This window comes from Streptomyces camelliae, from assembly GCF_027625935.1.
Lineage (GTDB): Bacteria > Actinomycetota > Actinomycetes > Streptomycetales > Streptomycetaceae > Streptomyces > Streptomyces camelliae.
In genome coordinates, this window is record NZ_CP115300.1 from 7,937,055 (window position 1) to 7,952,611 (window position 15,557).

17 protein-coding genes and 2 pseudogenes are annotated in these 15,557 nt (G+C 72.0%); 10 read left to right on the forward strand and 9 right to left on the reverse strand.

Translation table 11 applies throughout. The features are described from left to right. Positions 1-269 precede the first annotated feature (269 nt). The 4 genes from O1G22_RS36400 to O1G22_RS36415 all read left to right on the forward strand — a co-directional run bounded on the left by O1G22_RS36400 (position 270) and on the right by O1G22_RS36415 (position 3,590). A complete protein-coding gene (locus tag O1G22_RS36400; protein ID WP_270085186.1) occupies positions 270-1,406 on the forward strand; it encodes a molybdopterin-dependent oxidoreductase in 1,137 nt (378 codons plus the stop codon). Then, positions 1,403-1,816: a hypothetical protein gene (locus O1G22_RS36405; RefSeq protein ID WP_270085187.1), complete on the forward strand. Its 414-nt coding sequence runs from the start codon at positions 1,403-1,405 to the stop codon at positions 1,814-1,816. The genes O1G22_RS36400 and O1G22_RS36405 overlap by 4 nt, the downstream gene beginning before the upstream one ends. Positions 1,817-1,891: 75 nt before the next feature. Beyond that, positions 1,892-2,485, forward strand: a complete 594-nt coding sequence (locus O1G22_RS36410) for a hypothetical protein (protein ID WP_270085188.1) — start codon at positions 1,892-1,894, stop codon at positions 2,483-2,485. Positions 2,486-2,537: 52 nt separating this feature from the next. Continuing rightward, positions 2,538-3,590 carry an NAD-dependent epimerase/dehydratase family protein gene (locus O1G22_RS36415; RefSeq protein ID WP_270085189.1) on the forward strand — a complete coding sequence of 351 codons (1,053 nt, stop codon included), beginning with the start codon at positions 2,538-2,540 and terminating at the stop codon, positions 3,588-3,590. Positions 3,591-3,660: 70 nt separating this feature from the next. On the opposite strand, the gene O1G22_RS36420 is transcribed toward O1G22_RS36415, so the two are convergent. Together O1G22_RS36420 and O1G22_RS36425 are read right to left on the reverse strand one after the other, a co-directional pair. After that, the gene (locus O1G22_RS36420; protein WP_270085190.1) at positions 3,661-4,773 is read right to left on the reverse strand and encodes a sensor histidine kinase; all 1,113 of its coding nucleotides are present in this window, start codon (positions 4,771-4,773) and stop codon (positions 3,661-3,663) included. Next, positions 4,763-5,494, reverse strand: coding sequence for a response regulator transcription factor (locus tag O1G22_RS36425; protein ID WP_270085191.1), 732 nt, complete (start codon positions 5,492-5,494; stop codon positions 4,763-4,765). Before O1G22_RS36425 ends, O1G22_RS36420 begins: the two co-directional genes overlap by 11 nt. 145 nt (positions 5,495-5,639) lie before the next feature. Here O1G22_RS36425 and O1G22_RS36430 point away from each other — a divergent pair, with 145 nt between their 5' ends. Genes O1G22_RS36430 through O1G22_RS36445 form a run of 4 tightly spaced genes read left to right on the forward strand, consistent with a single transcriptional unit; the run spans position 5,640 to position 9,335 of the window. Further along, positions 5,640-6,368 carry a glycosyltransferase family 2 protein gene (locus O1G22_RS36430; protein ID WP_270086633.1) on the forward strand — a complete coding sequence of 243 codons (729 nt, stop codon included), beginning with the start codon at positions 5,640-5,642 and terminating at the stop codon, positions 6,366-6,368. Continuing rightward, positions 6,365-7,006 (forward strand): TIGR04282 family arsenosugar biosynthesis glycosyltransferase, encoded by a 642-nt coding sequence (locus O1G22_RS36435; protein WP_270085192.1) that lies wholly within the window; start codon positions 6,365-6,367, stop codon positions 7,004-7,006. Before O1G22_RS36430 ends, O1G22_RS36435 begins: the two co-directional genes overlap by 4 nt. Next, a complete protein-coding gene (locus O1G22_RS36440; RefSeq protein WP_270085193.1) occupies positions 7,003-7,869 on the forward strand; it encodes a class I SAM-dependent DNA methyltransferase in 867 nt (288 codons plus the stop codon). Before O1G22_RS36435 ends, O1G22_RS36440 begins: the two co-directional genes overlap by 4 nt. Next, positions 7,866-9,335 carry a glycosyltransferase family 87 protein gene (locus O1G22_RS36445; protein WP_270085194.1) on the forward strand — a complete coding sequence of 490 codons (1,470 nt, stop codon included), beginning with the start codon at positions 7,866-7,868 and terminating at the stop codon, positions 9,333-9,335. Before O1G22_RS36440 ends, O1G22_RS36445 begins: the two co-directional genes overlap by 4 nt. 141 nt (positions 9,336-9,476) lie before the next feature. Here the strand turns inward: O1G22_RS36445 and O1G22_RS36450 are convergent, their stop codons facing one another. The 3 genes from O1G22_RS36450 to O1G22_RS36460 form a co-directional block, all read right to left on the reverse strand. Beyond that, complete coding sequence (locus O1G22_RS36450; RefSeq protein ID WP_270085195.1) at positions 9,477-9,941, reverse strand: YbhB/YbcL family Raf kinase inhibitor-like protein; 465 nt, start codon at positions 9,939-9,941, stop codon at positions 9,477-9,479. Between the two features lie 35 nt (positions 9,942-9,976). Beyond that, positions 9,977-10,810, reverse strand: a complete 834-nt coding sequence (locus tag O1G22_RS36455) for an S-methyl-5'-thioadenosine phosphorylase (protein WP_270085196.1) — start codon at positions 10,808-10,810, stop codon at positions 9,977-9,979. Between the two features lie 694 nt (positions 10,811-11,504). Beyond that, entirely contained in the window at positions 11,505-12,065 is a 561-nt protein-coding gene (locus tag O1G22_RS36460) for a nucleoside-triphosphatase (protein WP_270085197.1), read from the reverse strand. Positions 12,066-12,176: 111 nt separating this feature from the next. Here O1G22_RS36460 and O1G22_RS36465 point away from each other — a divergent pair, with 111 nt between their 5' ends. After that, complete coding sequence (locus O1G22_RS36465) at positions 12,177-12,629, forward strand: YbhB/YbcL family Raf kinase inhibitor-like protein (protein WP_270085198.1); 453 nt, start codon at positions 12,177-12,179, stop codon at positions 12,627-12,629. A 5-nt stretch (positions 12,630-12,634) separates the two neighbouring features. On the opposite strand, the gene O1G22_RS36470 is transcribed toward O1G22_RS36465, so the two are convergent. The 4 genes and pseudogenes from O1G22_RS36470 to O1G22_RS36485 form a co-directional block, all read right to left on the reverse strand. Next, positions 12,635-13,279, reverse strand: coding sequence for a protein-L-isoaspartate(D-aspartate) O-methyltransferase (locus O1G22_RS36470; protein ID WP_270085199.1), 645 nt, complete (start codon positions 13,277-13,279; stop codon positions 12,635-12,637). Then, positions 13,269-13,583: a hypothetical protein gene (locus O1G22_RS36475; RefSeq protein WP_270085200.1), complete on the reverse strand. Its 315-nt coding sequence runs from the start codon at positions 13,581-13,583 to the stop codon at positions 13,269-13,271. The genes O1G22_RS36470 and O1G22_RS36475 overlap by 11 nt, the downstream gene beginning before the upstream one ends. A 132-nt stretch (positions 13,584-13,715) precedes the next feature. Beyond that, positions 13,716-14,813, reverse strand: a complete 1,098-nt coding sequence (locus O1G22_RS36480) for a baeRF2 domain-containing protein (protein ID WP_270085201.1) — start codon at positions 14,811-14,813, stop codon at positions 13,716-13,718. A 95-nt stretch (positions 14,814-14,908) separates the two neighbouring features. Next, positions 14,909-15,142, reverse strand: a pseudogene (locus O1G22_RS36485) (phosphopantetheine-binding protein); the annotation flags it as partial. Between the two features lie 29 nt (positions 15,143-15,171). Here O1G22_RS36485 and O1G22_RS36490 point away from each other — a divergent pair. Next, positions 15,172-15,435: pseudogene (locus tag O1G22_RS36490) on the forward strand (2-oxo acid dehydrogenase subunit E2); the annotation flags it as partial. Positions 15,436-15,557 lie beyond the last annotated feature (122 nt).

Below are 15,557 nucleotides of genomic sequence, written 5' to 3' on the forward strand. Positions count from 1 at the left end.
TCCTACCGGGGAGGCGTCCGCTTCGGTCCGACCTGGATCTGCACCCTGGACGAGTGCGCTGCGATCTGCGGGGCTGTCTTCCCGCAGCGGCGAGGCCGGGTATCGCCGAAGTCTTCAGGCAGGCGGCGCCGATTGCCCCGTACCCGGTGTAGAGGTGAGCGGTGTCGGCGGGACATCTTGCCGCGTGCATCCCGGGGCCGGAGGACGTCCCTGTTCCGTAAGGCGGCCGGACGTTCCATGGCGGCCTTCCTCCGGGTGGGATGGAAGACATGAGATCGCGCTTCCTTCCGCCCGTGTTCAAGGGCAGACTGCACGACGCCCGCACGGCAACCTCCATCGGGCGGTGGCTCGGCCTGGCGTTCGCGGTGTGCTTCTGCACCGGCTTGATCAGTCACTTCATGCAACATCCGCCTGGGTGGCTCGCCAATGAGCTGCCGAGCCGCCCGGTGTGGGGCTACCGGTTCACGCAGGGGCTGCACGTCGCTTCCGGTATCGCGGCGATTCCGTTGCTGCTGGCCAAGTTGTGGACGGTGTATCCGCGGCTGTTCGCGTGGCCATTGGTGCGCTCGGTGCGGCACGGGTTGGAGCGGGTGTCGGTGGCCGTCCTGGTCGCGGCGGCCCTCTTCGAGCTGGCGACCGGCCTGCTGAACACCGCGCAGTGGTACCCGTGGCCCTTCTCCTTCGTGGAGGTGCACTACGCCGTGGCCTGGCTGGTGGTGGGAGCGCTGGTCCTGCACATCGCGGTCAAGGCACCTGAGATCGCGGCACACTGGAGCCGCCGCTCGCCGGGCACGCTGGCCCTGCCGGCCGAGGACGCCCCCGATCGGCGCTCCCTGCTCGCCGCGGTGGCGGCGGCGGTCGGCGCGGTCACCATCACCACGGTGGGGCAGTCCTTCACGCCGTTGAAGGACCTCACCCTCCTCGCGCCCCGCCATCCTGACCACGGTCCCGAGGGCCTGCCGGTCAACCGGACCGCCGCGGCAGCCGGTGTCGGCCTGATCCACGCCGAGGGCTACCGCCTGACCGTCGCCGGACCGCGGCCCTACACCCTCACGTTGGACGAGCTGCGCGCACTGCCCCAGCACGAGGTCGAGCTGCCGATCGCCTGCGTGGAGGGCTGGAGCAAGTCGGCGCACTGGACAGGCGTGCGCGTCGTGGACCTGCTGGAGCGGGCGGGCGCCCCGGTCCACGCGCGGGTACGGGCGGTGTCCTTGCAGACCCGGGGTGGCTACCGGGTCTCCGAGATGGGCCACGAGCACGCCCGGGACCCGCTGACCCTGCTCGCGCTGCGCCTCAACGGCGAGGAACTGTCGCCCGATCACGGCTACCCGGCGCGTCTGATCGCCCCGAACCGTCCGGGCGTGTTGCAGACCAAGTGGGTCGGCCGACTGGAGGTGCTGTCATGAGGGTCAACGTGCTGCGACTGCTGGCCGGCGCTGCCGGGCCGGCGCTGATGGGTGTCGGCGCGTCTCTGCTGATGGACAGGCAGCAGGACCTGATGGGCGTGCTGGAGTGGCTCGGCGGGGCGGTCGTGTTGCACGACGCCCTGATCGCGCCGGTGGTGCTGCTCATCGGGCTGGTGCTGGTCCGTGGCGGGGTGAGGGGGCCGGTCCGCGGGGCGCTGCTCGTGGCGGGCGCCCTGACCGCGGTGGCGCTGCCGGTGCTGCTGCGGCCGGGGCCGCGGGCCAACGCGACGGTGCTGCCGCTCGACTACCCGCGCAACTGGTTGCTGACCCTGGTGGCCGTGGCCACGGTCACGGCTCTGCTGGTGGCGGCGAAGGAGGTCCGTGGCATCCGACGTCGTCCGCCTTCGTGACGGCGGCGTCTTACGGGTGTCTTACGCACCGCCGGTGCGGGCCCGCCCAGCCCGGGGCATTCCTACGGTGTCGCCATGCGAACTCTTCGTACGGTGGCCCTCGTCACGGCGCCGCCCCTGCTTCTGGCTGTGGCGGGCCTGGTTCACCCACGGCATCTCACCGCATCGACGGCCGCTCGCTGGGCAGCACTGCACGTCGTCCTGCTGCCCGTCTTCCCGCTGCTGGCGCTCGGCCTGCTGGTGCCGCTGTGGGGCAGACCGGCGCGTGACCTCGACGGCGTACTCACCGTGCTGGCCTGGGCCGGGTGTCTCGGGTACGCGGCCTACTACTCAGGGCTGGACGCGGTGGCCGGTGTCTCCGCCGGTACGGTGGCGGGCCACGGCGTGCACGGAGCGGTGGGGTGGCTGTTCTCGACCGGTGACGAGCTGGGCCGGGCAGGCGTGTACGCGCTGACGGTCGCCGCCCTCGCCGCAGCCGCGCTACTGCTGCGGCGCCACGGCGTCCGCGTCCTGCCCGGGGCCGTGGTGGTGCTGGGAGCATGCTGGTCGTTCCTCGACAGCCACATCTTCTGGCCCCGCGGTGTGTTCACGATGCTCGCGTTCGCCGTGGGCTTCGGTCTGCTGAGCGCGGCGGCGTCCCGGCGGTCCGGAAGGCTTACGAACCCCTGACGGATCCCCGCCGCAGCATCCACCCACGCCCATCCAGGCATAGCGTCGAAGCATGTTGATCCTGGTCACCGGAGGTGCGGGCTTCATCGGCTCGCACATCGTCAGCGCTTTCACCGGCGCCGGGCACGAGGTGCGCGTGCTCGACGCGCTCCTGCCCGCCGCCCACCACACGCCGCCGCCCGTCCCCGATGGTGTCGACTGGCGTCACGCGGACGTCCGCGACAGAGAAGCGGTGCGAGACGCGCTGGACGGCGTGGACACCGTCTGCCATCAGGCGGCGATGGTGGGGCTCGGCAAGGACTTCGCGGACGCGCCCGACTACGTCGGCTGCAACGACTTCGGCACGGCCGTACTGCTGGCAGGCATGGCAGAGTCCCGGGTACCCCGACTCGTGCTGGCGAGTTCCATGGTCGTCTACGGCGAGGGCCGCTACGAGTGTGCCCGGCACGGCGTCGTACGGCCGGGGCCGCGACGGATCGCCGAACTGGACGCGGGCCGTTTCGAACCACCCTGCCCACACTGTGGCGAGCCCCTGTCCGCCGGCCTGGTGGGGGAGGACGCGCCGACCGATCCGCGCAACGTCTACGCGGCCACCAAGCTCGCCCAGGAGCACCTGGCCGCGTCGTGGGCACGGGCGACGGGTGGACGGGTGGCGGCGCTTCGCTACCACAATGTGTACGGGCCCGGCATGCCGCGCGACACCCCCTACGCGGGAGTCGCCTCCCTGTTCCGGTCCGCCCTCGCACGCGGCGAGGCACCTCGTGTGTTCGAGGACGGTGGTCAGCGCCGGGACTTCGTCCACGTCCGGGATGTCGCGGGGGCCAACCTGGCGGCACTGAGCGGGCTGTCCGGTCTGCCGGAGGGTGGTCTGCGGGCGTACAACGTCGGCAGCGGCGCTCCGCACACGGTGGGGGAGATGGCTGCCGCCCTGGCCACGGCACATGGTGGCCAGGCGCCCGTCGTCACCGGGGAGTACCGGCTCGGCGACGTCCGTCACATCACCGCTTCCTCGCGCAGGCTCCGCGATGAACTGAGTTGGAAACCGGAGGTGGACTTCGCCGAGGGAATCGCGGAGTTCGCGGTGGCCCCCTTGCGGGCCGGCTGAGCCTTCCCCGGTGCCCATGCGGAAGGGCCGCCCCCGTGCTCTCACGGGGGCGGCCCTTCCGGCAAGGGGCTCAGGCGGCTGCTGGGAGGCGGACCTCGAAGCGGCAGCCGCCCGGCACGTTGTGAACGGCGGCCTGGCCGCGATGGGCCTCGACGATGCCCCGGACGATGGCCAGCCCCAGGCCCGCGCCGGCGGGCGGGGTGCGGGCGTCGGAGCCGCGCCAGCCGGTGTCGAAGACGCGGGGCAGGTCCTCGGGCGGGATGCCGCCGCAGCTGTCGGTCACCGAGACGACGACGCTGTCGGCCTCCTGTCGGGCGGAGACCGCCACCGTTCCGTCGTTGGGCGTGCGGTGGATGGCGTTGACAAGGAGGTTGGCCAGGACGCGGGACATCTCGCGGCCGTCGACCTCGATCGGCACCGGTTCGACTCCGTCGCCGACGATCCGTACGCCGTGCTCCTTGGCCAGGGCGTCGGCGCCCGCGATCGCGTCGCCGACGAGGTCGTAGACCGACATGCGGGCCGTGTTCAGGGCGAGCACGCCGGCCTGGATGCGGGAGAGCTCGAACAGGTCGCCGACCATCTCGCTGAGCCGCCCGACCTCCCTGCGGATCCGGGCGTGGTAGACGCTGGGATCGTCCACCATGCCGTCCTCCAGCGCTTCGGTCATCGCCTGGAGCCCGGCGAGCGGGGTGCGCAGGTCGTGGGAGATCCAGGCGACCAGTTCCCGGCGGGAATCCTCCAGGGCCCGTTCGCGCTCCCTGGATGCGGCCAGCTTCGCACTGGTGGAGTCCAACTCGCGGACGAGCTGGGCCAGTTCGGCCGTGGGAGCGGCCCTGGGCGGGGTGAAGCGGCCCTCGTCGCCCAGGGCGCGGGTGGCCTCGGCGAGGGCCCGGCTGCCCTTGACGACGCTGCGTCCGAGGACGAGTGCCACTGCGAGGGAGACGACCGCCGCGATGGAGCACACCATCGTCACGACCCACAGGTCGTGATCCGACAGCAGCATCGCCCACGACACGAGCATCGTCCCGGCGAGCATCGCCGCCACGGCAACAGTGGCGACCACGGCCAGGGACAGCGCGACCGAGCGGTTCCGCAGCAGTCTCAGGGCGCCCACACCGAGCAGTCCGGCGGTGCCCGCACCGATCGCCGCGTACACGGCGATCAGGAAGATGTCACGCAGCATGGTCCGCCCCGTTCGTCCCGGGTACGTCGAAGCGATAGCCGACCCCCCACACGGTGCTGATCAGCCGGGGGCCGGCCGGATCGTCCTCGATCTTCTCGCGCAACCGCCGGACGTGGACGGTGACGGTGGACAGGTCACCGAAGTCCCAGCCCCACACGCGGCGCATGAGTTCCTCGCGGCTGATGGCCCGCCCGGGATTGCGCAGGAAGAACTCCAGCAGGTCGAACTCCCTGAGGGTCAGCGCCAGTTCCTTCCCCTCGCGAGTGGCCCGGCGAGCCGTGGGGTCCAGCGCGAGAGGCCCGGACCGCAGTTCCCTCGCAGCGGCCGGTGCGGACGATGCGCCCTGTGCGGCCATCAGTGCCCCCGCGCGGCGCAGTACGGACTCCACCCGCAGGACCAGCTCCCGGGGGCTGAAGGGCTTGGTGACATAGTCGTCTGCTCCGACCTCCAGGCCGAGGATGCGGTCCTCCTCGTCACCTCGCGCCGTCAGCATGATCACGGGCAGTGGTCCGGCCTGCCGGATACGGCGGCAGACCTCCAGTCCGTCCATGCCGGGCAGCATGAGGTCCAGGACCACCAGATCCGGCGGCTGTGCAGTGGCGCCGGCCACGGCGGAGGGACCGTCGGCGGCCACGTCGACGGTGAAGCCCGCCCGGGTCAGGTATCCGGCGACGACCTCGGAGACGGTCGGGTCGTCGTCCACGACGAGTACGCGTTTCACGGTGGCGAGTCTCGCACTGTCCCTCGTCTGCCGGCGCGTGTGACGGGGGACGTCAGAGATCCGTAAGGAGTGCCGCCGACGTCAGAGATCCGTAAGGACACCAAGTCCGTTATGTCCTTTTTTCGTTCGTAGGGTGAGTGGGGTGATCGAGACTCCCTCCTCTTCCCCTTCCCAGGTCGACGTGGTGCTGCCCTGCCTGAACGAGGCCGAGGCACTGCCCTGGGTGCTCGACCGGATTCCGTCCGGCTGGCGCGCCATCGTCGTCGACAACGGCTCCACCGACGGCTCGGCGGACATCGCCCGCGCCCTCGGCGCCCACGTGGTGTCCGAGCCGGTGCGCGGCTTCGGCGCCGCCTGCCACGCCGGCCTGACCGCCGCCACGGCCGACGTCGTCTGCTTCTGCGACTGCGACGCCTCCCTCGACCCCGCCCTGCTGCCGCGCATCGCCGCGCCCGTCCTCGACGGCACCGCGGACCTTGTGCTGGGCCGACGGCGCCCCACCACCCCCAAGGCATGGCCTCCGCACGCCCGCCTGGCCAACCTGGAGCTGGCCCGGCTCGTCCGCAGGCGCACCGGAGTGCGCCTGCACGACCTCGGTCCGATGCGCGCCGCCCGGCGCGAGGCCCTGCTCGCCCTGGACCTGACCGACCGGCGCTCGGGCTACCCGCTGCAGATGGTGGTGCGCGGTGCCGACGCCGGCTGGCGGGTGGCGGAGATGGACGTGTCCTACCACCCGCGAACCGGCCGCTCCAAAGTCACCGGCACCTGGCGGGGCACTTGGCAGGCCGTGCGGGACATGCGCGCCGTGCTCGCCGAGGCGCCCGTCACCGCCCCCGAGGTCGTCGGCGCCGGCGTGCGGGGAGGCGAACGATGAGCGCCCGAACCCCGGTGACCCTGCTGGTGATCGCCAAGGAACCCGTGCCCGGTCGGGTCAAGACGCGGCTCACCCCGCCCTACACACCGCAGGAGGCGGCCGCCCTCGCCGAGGCCGCCCTCGCCGACACCCTCCACACCGTGCTCAAGGCCCCCGCACGCCGCCGCGTCCTCGCCCTCGACGGCACCCCCGGCCCGTGGCTGCCACCCGGCTACGACGTCGTAGCCCAGAGCTCCGGCGGCCTGGACGAGCGGATCGCCGCCGCCTTCGAGCACTGCGACGGACCGACACTCCTGGTCGGCATGGACACCCCCCACATGACCGCCGACATGATCGCCGGCGTCGGCCGGGACGGCCACGACGCCTGGTTCGGTCCGGCCGCGGACGGCGGCTTCTGGGCGCTGGGCCTTGCCGATCCCGCCCGGGCCGGCGCCCTGGTCCGTGGGGTGCCGATGTCGACGGACCGGACGGGCGCGATCCAACGCGACCGCCTGACCGAGGCAGGGCTGGCGGTGGCCGACCTGCCGGTACTGCGCGATGTGGACACCGCTGCCGACGCCGTCGAGGCCGCCGCCCGCTGCGCACGGGGCTCCAGCTTCGCCGCCGTCCTCAACTCGCTGGCGGAGGTGGCCCGATGACCGGGACCGCAGTCGGCACGCACACGGTCGTGGCCGAGTGGCCGGACGCGGTCACGACCGAGCTCCGGCCGAAGCCCCCGACGGCAGGCGCAGCCGGGAAACACCTGCCGAGCCCCGCCGAGCCCACCACGCCCGTGGCACCGGGCGCCCCGTGGACCGACGATCCCTACGCCCACGCTCTGCGCACCGGACGCGGCCCGCTCTTCCTGCGCCGCCTGTCACACTCTGATCGCCCCGACGGCTTCGGCGTGGAGCACACGCTGCCGCTGGACGTGGAACGTTGGTGTGCACCTGCCGACGCGGCGGACACCACCGTGCTGCGCCGATGTACGGGCTCCGTCCTGGATGCGGGGTGCGGGCCGGGACGCCTGGTGGCCGCACTGGCCGCCCGTGGCGTACCGGCGCTGGGCGTGGACCTCAGCCGGGACGCCGTGCAGCGGACCCGGCGCAGTGGCGGTGCCGCCATACGGCGGTCCGTCTTCGACCACCTCCCGGGCGAAGGCCGCTGGGGCACCGTACTGCTGCTGGACGGCAACATCGGCATCGGCGGCGATCCCGTCGCCCTGCTGCGCCGCCTGCGCGAACTGGCCGCCCCCGGCGGGCTCCTGCTGGCCGAGGCCGCCCCGCAGGACGTGGACGAGCGCCTCACCGTCCGCGTCGAGAACGCCCACGGTCACCACGGCCGGCCCTTCTCCTGGGCCAGGCTGGGCACCACCGCGCTGCTGTCCGCCGCACGCTCCGCCGGCTGGATCCAGACCGGCCGCTGGACGGCCGAGGGCCGCCCGTTCGTCGAACTGCGCCGCCCGCACGCGGAGCACCCCCACGCACAGGCCCCGATCACCGAGAGGCGCCCTCCCTCATGACCGACAGTGCCTCGACGCGTTGGCCGGCTCCCCGGTCCGCCGAGCCCGTCCCCGACCACCCCGCCGTACCGGCGAACCGCCGCATCGGTCGTGTGTGTACGGCGGTCACGGTGGTGCTGCTCGCCGCGCTCACCGCCGCAGTCGTCGCCACCCTCCGGGCCGGCGACAACCAGAGCGACCCGGGCCGCCTGCTCGCCGGATACGGCATCGCCTGGACACTGTTCGCCGCCGGGGCCTGGGCCGTACGCAAGGCCCCCGCCCGCGCCGCGACGTTCCTCGTGCTCGCGGGCTCGGCCGCCGTCGCCCTGGCCGGCCTGGCGGCAGCGCCCCGCACCAGCGACGACATGTACCGCTACGCCTGGGACGGACGCGTGCAGGCCGCCGGCATCTCGCCCTACGCCTATCCGCCGGCCGCCCCCCAACTGGCCCATCTGCGGGACAACTGGCTGTTCCCCACCAGTGGATCCTGCGACGGCTGGGGTCTGAGGCGCACCGACGGCGGAGTGTGTGTCCGCATCAACCGCCCCACCGTTCCGACGATCTACCCGCCCGTCGCCGAGGGCTGGTTCCTGGGCGTCCACGCCCTCTCGCCACCGGACAGTCGCCACAAGCCGATCCAAGTAGGGGGCGCGGTACTGGCGTTCGGCACCACCGCAGCCCTGCTCGTCGTCCTGCGCCGACGAGGGGACCCGCAACGCGCCGCCGGCCGTGCCGCGTTGTGGGGCTGGTGCCCGGCCGTCCCCTTCGAGGCCGTCAACAACGCACACATCGACACCCTCGGCGTCCTGCTCACCGTGCTGGCTCTCGGCACCGCCACCGCGGGGACGCGCCGCGGCGCCCTGCTCGGCGCCGCCATCGCGGTCAAGCTGCTGCCCGTGCTGGCCCTGCCCGGCGCCCTGGCCGGGCAGCGCGACGCGAGACGCATCGGGACGGTGACGGCGGCTGCCGTTGCCACGGTCGCGCTCGCCTACGTGCCCTACGTCATGGCCTCCGGCACCGGAGTCCTCGGCTATCTCCCCGGCTACCTGAACGAAGAAGGATACGAACCCGGCGATGTACGCCGCTTCGCCTTGCTGCGGCTGATCCTGCCGGACTCCGCCGCCGAAATCGTGGCCATCGTCCTGCTCGCGCTCACGGCCCTGTTCGTGTGGTGGCGCGGCGACCCGGCACGCCCCTGGCGCGGTGCCCTCCTGCTGACCGGTACGACTCTGCTGCTGTTCTCGCCCAACTACCCCTGGTACTCCCTGCTCGTCGTCGCCCTCGTCGCCCTGGACGGCCGCTGGGAGTGGCTGACCGTCACGCTCGCCGGCACGGTCCTGTACCTCGCCGGGCGGCTGTTGCCCGGGTTCCCTTTGCAGGCATGGGCCTACGGCGCCGCCGCTGTCACGGTGGTACTAGGTGCCTGCTTGAGAGGGCCCACCGTGGGACCGGCGTCTTCGGCTCCGTCTCCTACGTACAGCGCCTAGACACGAAAGGAGGCCTGCCGGCCGGCGCCCCGTGCCGTAAGGATTTGGCGACACAGTCACCTCCACCACCCGCACGGGCGGCGCCCGGTGCTTACCAGTTGGCTGGCGACAGGGGGACGTGTGTGGCCCATGGGGTTGGTCTCAGGTCGTGACAGCGGTCGGAGACGAGGTCGGCAATGGTGTGACAGGTGTCGGGGCGCCGGTCGGGTCGTGCATGCGTCCCAGCCGTAGTGTGACGGTCCACAGTATGCGGCCCTTGAAGTCGGCGATGACTGACCCCCACATGCCACACGCGTACAGCGTCAGGCGATACGGGTGGGTGCTGTTGGGGCGTGGGCACGGCCCGTCGTACGTTGCCTCACCGAGGTTGTTGAGAAGCTCCCGCGCGCCGGGCGTCAGATGGTGCGCCTTCAGTTCCCGTGTGGCAGCGGGAATACCCACCTGAAGCCAATGGATCTTCTGATTCTTTACATCGACCATGGAAAGGGCCAGTTCGACAGTACCCTTCGGGGTATTGGCGATGGTGAGCCCAGGCGAGTAGTCGTGAGCTGCGCCGGCCCACAGAGCGAGCCGGACATGCGGTTCCGGCTGACTGGTTACGGCCACTTCCCGCCATCGGGACAGTCCTGACCCTCGCGCGGCTACGGCAGCTCGAAGCCCGGGTTCATCCCGCCGAGCGCGTTCACGCACGGGCAGTCCCGCTCCTTGGTTTCGGGCAGTGCGGCCACCGCGTCGAACAGCACGCTCCGCAGCCGGTCCACGTTGGCGGCGAACACGTTCAGCACCTCGTCGTGCGAGACACCCTCCCCGGTCTCCGCCCCTGCGTCGAGGTCCGTGACCAGGGTCAACGACGTGTAACACAGCTCCAGTTCACGGGCAAGCGCGGCCTCGGGATGACCGGTCATACCCACAACGGACCAGCCCTGCGCCCGGTGCCACAACGATTCCGCGCGGGTGGAGAACCGCGGCCCCTCGACCACGACCAGGGTGCCGCCGTCCACGGGCTCCCAGTCCCGGCCGTACGCGGCCTTCAGCGCGGCCACTCGTCCGACGGGGCAGTACGGGTCGGCCAGGGACACGTGCACCACGTTCGGCGTGGTGCCGTCCGGCAGCGGCAGCCCGTCGAAGTATGTCTGCACCCGGGCCTTCGTGCGGTCCACCAACTGGTCGGGGATCAGCAGCGTGCCCGGTCCGTACTCCGGGCGGACTCCGCCCACCGCGCAGGGACCGAGAATCTGACGTACGCCGACGGAGCGCAGCGCCCACAGGTTGGCGCGGTAGTTGATCCGGTGCGGCGGCAGATGGTGACCGCGGCCGTGGCGGGGGAGGAACGCGACCCGCCGGCCGGCGATCTCGCCGAGGAAGAGGGAATCGCTGGGGGCCCCGTACGGGGTGTCGACCTGGACCTCTGTCACTGCGTCGAGGAAGGAGTAGAAGCCGGACCCACCGATGACACCGATCTCCGCGTTCGTCATGACCAGCACGTTAGCCGCGCAGACACAATTCGAGATCACGACGTCGGGAAACGTCATGATCTCGAAAGAAGTTCGGCCCCCGAGAGCCGCGGGCCACCGTCCGAGTCGACAGCCCGGCAATGCGGCTGACGACCTCGTGCATGGTTGGCCGTGGCGCGTCGAGGGCTGCAGTGCCGACGTATTCACACGTGAAGGCTGAGTGAGCGGCTCGACGCTCCGTCCGCAGCTTCACACCGGGGCCGTAGGGACTCAAGTGCACCGAACTGAGAACCAGGTGCTCCAGGGGCGGCAACTCGGCGTAGAGCGCGGTCAACTGCTCGGAGTGGACCAAGAGTTCCGACCGTGTGTCGGCTGGCATGGGCGGTCCCTGAACATGGGGTGCCTCGCGCCTGGCGAGGCCGAGCGGTCCTCGTCCCCGGGGACGGCCGGAGGGCAACATAGAGCACTTGAGCTGGGATGACAGTGCTCGTTCACGGTCCGGTTGCATCGCCCCGGCGCGAGGCACGTTCCCGCCGCGTTGTCGGCGGCGCCCCAGCCGTGCCGCAAGCCGCGGGCGGTGCACGACCCGGGCAAGATCCTTGTACTCGGTGGGCAGACACTGACCCTTGATAGTGGGCGCCGCCGGTCGCACCGGGCGGGCGACCTCACATCCTGTCGCCCCGGCCCTGCTTTCAGCAGGTCGGGGGCCGGTCTCTCATCCGTGAGAGGGAGGCCTTCCGTGCATCCCGGGCTGCTGCAACCGGGCCGCGAGCTCCCCCGGAAGGACGTCCCGGTTTGCCGGAGTGAGCTGGACGACCTCGATGTCGGCGCGCCGCTTGAGGGCGTCGGTGAACGGATCGCGGTGCGTGTGGACCGTGGCGACGACGTCGACCTCTGCGACGAACAGCGCGTCGACCGCGTGCCGGAACGCCGTGCACGCCAGTTCCATCCGCCCCAGCTCGTCGATGAGCACCAGCCGCCCTGTTGCCTCCTCGGTTGCTGCCGGCCGAAGCGACGGCAGCGCCAATCGTTCCATGACGCCCGTGTCGACGCCGTACTTCCCCACCCGTGGCGGACCGGGAAGGTCGACATGGGCGAGCACTTCCCGTCGGCCTGCCAGGGTCTCCAGGGCGAAACCGACGCGGGCGCCGGATTGCCGGATCTCCTCCGTGGTGAAGCCGGTGGCCGTGTGGGTGGGCAGCAGCGCGGCGAGCCGCCGCAGAGCGGTCGTCTTGCCCGCGCCAGGGCGGCCCTCCAGCAGGATCCTCGTCGGCACACTGCCATCTTCACCCCCGCTGCCGGAGGCGGCCCGGGTGGGCTCGGCCGAGCGGGGGTTTTGGGGTGCGGACCGGTGCCGGTGCCGCCGTTTGCGGGTATGGCCGCGCGCATGAGCGGAATTGAACTCAGCAGCACCGCGTTCGACGACAAAACGGTGATCCCCCGTCGGTACAGCGGGGAGGGCGAGAACATCTCACCGCCCCTGACCTGGTCGGGGGTGCCCCACGAGGCCACGGAGCTGGTGCTCCTGTGCGAGGACCCGGACGCGCCGGGGACGACCTTCCTGCACTGGCTGGTGACCGGCATCGATCCGGGGACGACCGGGGCGGCGGAGGGCCAGGAGCCCCAGGGCGGCCAGCCGTGGCCCAACGGCTTCGGCCGCGTGGGCTGGGGAGGGCCGATGCCTCCACCGGGGCACGGACCGCACCGCTACTTCTTCCGCCTGTACGCCCTGTCCGAACCCCTGCCGCTGCACGACCGCCCGGGCGCCGACGACGTGCACCGTGCCCTGAAGGGCAGGGAGCTGGCCTCCGGCACCCTGGTCGGGACCTATCAGCGCTGAGCGCGTCACCGCTCGTCATACCCATGGGCGCCGTACAGCCGGACGAACCGCGCCGCGGTGACCGTCCTGCGGCGCACCAGGTCGTGGGCCCGCCGCTCGTACAGCTCGACACGTTCCTGTCCGCCCTGCCCGATCGGCTGGACCAGCCGGCCACCGGTGCGGAGCTGAGCCACGAGCGGCTCAGGCACGCGTGGGAAGGCCGCGCAGACGATCACGGCGTCGTACGGGGCACGGCTCGGCATCCCGAGGGTCCCGTCGCCGAGTACGACCTCGGCATTGCCGACGCCCTGCCCGGCCAGCCGCAGCCGGGCCTCGTCGACCAGGTCGGGCCAGCGCTCGACGCTGACGACGTACGCGGCCAAGCGGGCCAGCAGCGCGGTCTGCCAGCCGTATCCGGTCCCGACCTCCAGGACCTGTTCGTCTCCGGTGAGGCCGAGCGCGGAGACCATCATGGCGATCAGCGAGGGCTGGGTGGTCACCTGCCTGTGGGGGAGCGGAACGGGCGTGTCCCGGTACGCGAATGCCACCTCGTCCGCGGGGACGAATTCCGCCCGGGGGATGCTCCGTACGGCCTCCAGGAGACGTGCGTCGGTCACGCCCGCGGCGTGGGCCGCGCGGACCAGGTCCTCGGGGGTCCCTTCATGGGCCATCGGACCGCGGGGCCGTGGCGGTGGCGCCGGCGGCCCCGGTCGTGGTGCGTTCCGGAAGCCGCGCGGCGTGATCGTGCTCGCCGCCGCACCCGCAGTACTCGTTGCGATACCGGTGAGCGGGGTCCGGTTCCGGCCAGGCGCAGCCCGGGCAGCCGAAGCCCTTGGTCTGGTCGAGGCCGAGCAGTGCCGGCGCCGTACGGCGGACCGTCGTCCGCTCCAAGGAGTACCGCAGCGGGTCGGCCACCGCCGGCCCGCCTGCCGCCCAGGTCGTGGGCGGGGTGATCGAAACGTCCGTCTCCGCCACGCCGCTCCTGCTCCTGTCCATGTGCCCCATCCGCTGCTCCAGCCCAGTGTCGGAGTGTTCAGCGCGCGGCGCGATTCGGGACGGTCGGGCGCCAGGGGCGACCCGTGATCCGGGAGGCGCAGCGCGTCGGCGTCAGGATGGGGTCCCCGGGTCGGTGTACCGCAGCAGGGCGCCCACGCCCTCGTACAGCCTCAGCTCGCTCTCCGGTACGACGACCAGCTCGGCACCGGTGCCGACGAGGGCCCGTACGAGGGCCTCGTCAGCACGTTCCTCGCGCGGGGCCCGCACGCCGAAGGACATCAGCTCCGCCTCGGTCAGGGCGAGCTGAGTGGGCTGGGAGCCCGACCAGAGCCGCAGCGAAGACCCTGGCGGTCGGTTCAGCAGCAGTGCCGCGACCTGGCCGCGCTGGAGGGCGGCGACGGTGGCGGCCAGCCCGTCCGTCATGGGTCCGTCCAGGGCACGCCGACCGATGAAGATGTCCACGAGCTCCCGGTCGTGCGCGGCCATGCGGCCGCGGAAGACGCCGTCGAGCTGCGGCTCCAACAGGGCGCGTCCGGTGTCGGTGGGGGTCCGGCCGCCCACGCGTACGACCTTGTCCCGCAGGGTGTGCGGCAGGCGGCGGATCAGTACGTTGCAGGCCCACTCGTCCCCGCCCACGACGACGGCGTCGGCATGGGCGTGCCGCGCCCGTTCGTCCAGCCGGTGACCGAGCCGGAGGGAGGCGCGGTGCCAGGTCGCCACCGCGACCCTGCGGTGCAGCCGCTCACCCGGGGTGACGGTGGACGCGGGCCAGGTGCCGGTCTCCGCCTCCAGAGTCACCCAGCCGTGGGTCTCGGCGGTCGGAAGGCCGCCGTAGTGGACGACCACGGCCATGTAGGGGATCTCCGGAAGGTGCTGGGTGACCAGGGGCATCGCGTCCGGCAGGGTGCTGTAGCGCGCGGAGTCGTGCTCGGGCGGCCTGGGCAGCTCCCCGTCCAGGACGAGTGTGCCGTGGGCGGCGAAGATGGCCTGACCGTGCACCCCCGGCACCTCCGTGTCGGCGCCGACCACCTCCTCCAGTACGTTCAGCAGCGCCCGGTCCGCGCCCTGACGGGACAGACTCTCGCGCAGCCGACGCCAGCGCAGCGCGATCGCCCGCTCGGGATGCTCGACGTTTCGGGAGGTGTTCAGGTACACGGAGGCGAACGGGCCCGGTTCCGCGTAGAGGGGTTCAAGGAACGACAACCTCATCGCCACTCCTCGCTGAGGGTCTCCCCTCCTTCGATGATGCCTCCCATCGCTCCCATGGATCACCCATGGGAGCTCCGGCAGGCCTACTGCACGGGTCACTCGGCCGTGGCTCTGAGACTCGCGCCCGCTCCCCGGACGGTCGGGTGTCGGTACAGGTCCCGCAGCCGCGGGGACGGCAGACCGCGGGCGCGCAGAGCGGCACCGATGCGGACAGCGAACAGGGAGTTGCCGCCGAGCCCGAAGAAGTCGTCGTCCGGGCCGACAGGCACGCCCAGCACGTCGCTCCAGATCTCCGTCATGCTCGCGGCGAGGTCGTCGGCGGCGGCGACGGGGGCCGTTTCCCGCCCTCAACAACTACGGTCCTCTCGGCGTCGACGGCGCCACCCCGATCCTCAATCACCCCCAGACGGCGATGCTCGGCATCGGCCGCCTCGTCGACCGTCCTTGGGCAGTGGACGGCCGCGTGGAGACACGGAAGGTCTTCCGTCTGTCCCTGACCTTCGACCACCGAATCTGCGACGGCGGCACCGCGGCCGGATTCCTCCGCCACGTCATCGACACCTTTTCCCAAGGCACGGAACGCGGCCGGCGAAGTGAGCCGTCTTCGTCCGTGCACCCCTGACCGGCCGCGCCGCCTCCTCCGCCGTGGAGGTCCCAGGACGCGTCATCGAGTCAGCGGCGAGCAAAGAGGGTCCTCGCGTTGGCCAGACCGGCGATTGCGGGACCGGTCCAGGTGACGAATCG

Coding starts and splice junctions, on each gene's coding strand:
- O1G22_RS36455 (WP_270085196.1), bottom strand. CDS start 10,810: ATGACGAACGCGGAGATCGGTGTCATCGGTGGGTCCGGCTTCTACTCC.
- O1G22_RS36420 (WP_270085190.1), bottom strand. CDS start 4,773: ATGCTGCGTGACATCTTCCTGATCGCCGTGTACGCGGCGATCGGTGCG.
- O1G22_RS36415 (WP_270085189.1), top strand. CDS start 2,538: ATGTTGATCCTGGTCACCGGAGGTGCGGGCTTCATCGGCTCGCACATC.
- O1G22_RS36400 (WP_270085186.1), top strand. CDS start 270: ATGAGATCGCGCTTCCTTCCGCCCGTGTTCAAGGGCAGACTGCACGAC.
- O1G22_RS36465 (WP_270085198.1), top strand. CDS start 12,177: ATGAGCGGAATTGAACTCAGCAGCACCGCGTTCGACGACAAAACGGTG.
- O1G22_RS36440 (WP_270085193.1), top strand. CDS start 7,003: ATGACCGGGACCGCAGTCGGCACGCACACGGTCGTGGCCGAGTGGCCG.
- O1G22_RS36470 (WP_270085199.1), bottom strand. CDS start 13,279: ATGGCCCATGAAGGGACCCCCGAGGACCTGGTCCGCGCGGCCCACGCC.
- O1G22_RS36480 (WP_270085201.1), bottom strand. CDS start 14,813: ATGAGGTTGTCGTTCCTTGAACCCCTCTACGCGGAACCGGGCCCGTTC.
- O1G22_RS36445 (WP_270085194.1), top strand. CDS start 7,866: ATGACCGACAGTGCCTCGACGCGTTGGCCGGCTCCCCGGTCCGCCGAG.
- O1G22_RS36410 (WP_270085188.1), top strand. CDS start 1,892: ATGCGAACTCTTCGTACGGTGGCCCTCGTCACGGCGCCGCCCCTGCTT.
- O1G22_RS36405 (WP_270085187.1), top strand. CDS start 1,403: ATGAGGGTCAACGTGCTGCGACTGCTGGCCGGCGCTGCCGGGCCGGCG.
- O1G22_RS36435 (WP_270085192.1), top strand. CDS start 6,365: ATGAGCGCCCGAACCCCGGTGACCCTGCTGGTGATCGCCAAGGAACCC.